The organism is Bartonella sp. AP65SXKL, from assembly GCF_042195725.1.
Taxonomy (GTDB): Bacteria; Pseudomonadota; Alphaproteobacteria; order Rhizobiales; family Rhizobiaceae; genus Bartonella.
The window spans coordinates 1-1154 of record NZ_JBHIOW010000069.1; the positions used below are offsets into that span (position 1 = coordinate 1).

Sequence of the window (1154 nt, forward strand, 5' to 3'; positions counted from 1 at the left end):
AATCTTGATGTTGATTTAGGAAAATTTCATCAATGGGTGGGGCGTGTTGGTGGGCGTTTAAGCAAGACGTTAGGTGTTGTGGAAGAGGGACGTGAAGTTTCTTTTTATAGTAAGCTTTCTTATTTGCATAGTTTTGAAGATAAGCAATTCGTTTCTTTTAAAAACGATTTTCAGTTAGGTTCCTTTGGTTCTTCTTTGGAAGCAGGGGTTGGGTTTAATGCCCGTCTCTCATCAAAACTTTCTCTTCGTGGAGATGTCACTTATCAGCATAGATTTAAGAAAATTGGTTTTTCTGGAACGAGTTTCTCTGCTGGATTGCGCCACCTTTTTTGATGAGCTGCAATATGTATTTTTAGTTAAAAGGCAGAAGATTTTCGGCCTTTTAATGTATTAAAATTTATTTTGCTTCATCAATATGGTTATTTTTTGATATAAAAGATTACAATAGATGCTTTCTTTTATGCGATGAGAAATTTTTCTAAAATTTTTGATGTTAAGATATGAGGACAGATTTCATTGTGAATATGAAAAGTTTGAATGCTGAATGCTTTCGGCATAATCTTTCAAAAGAGACGATATAGGTGGTTGTTTTTGTCCATTTCTTTATTCATTTTTATAGATCATAAGTTTAGTCTTTATGAGTTTTATGCATTGTTTTGAATTTTGTTTTAGAACTTTATTCACGTTTATATCATTTAATACGCTATTTGTTCCATTTTTTAGGATGTTTACTTAAGAATTTTGGATAAATACTTGTTTTTAGAACAAACAGAGGGAGTTTGAGGTCAAATTATAATAAAAGTAAAGTATGCTTTATCGTGTTGTTATGGTTGTTGTTTTGTAAGTGATAGGTGGCAGAGAAATTTCGATAAGATACAGGATATTATTTTCATTGCGGTCATGCGCGGATATCATCATTCTTTTTTTAGCATTCAATATTTGCGCAGATTTTAGCACTCGAGAATATTCATAAGAAGCAATTCACCTTTTTTCAAAAGTCCTTCTTTGCATGCCAGCTTCGTTTGTGATAGACAAGGGGTTAATTGATTAAATATAAACAGGTTTGAAATGAAAGAAATTTATAATATTCAGTTTTTATTCAATATGTAAAATGATGAATGAGCATTCTGAATTATTGCATGAAATTTTCCTAA

The 1154-nt window shown here is 31.1% G+C and carries 1 protein-coding gene; it reads left to right on the plus strand.

Features of this window, described 5'->3' with window-relative positions:
- The coding region (locus tag ACFIMP_RS09715) for an autotransporter outer membrane beta-barrel domain-containing protein (RefSeq protein ID WP_375614003.1) at window positions 1-333 on the plus strand (333 nt) is incomplete at its 5' end.
- Window positions 334-1154: the final 821 nt, after the last annotated feature.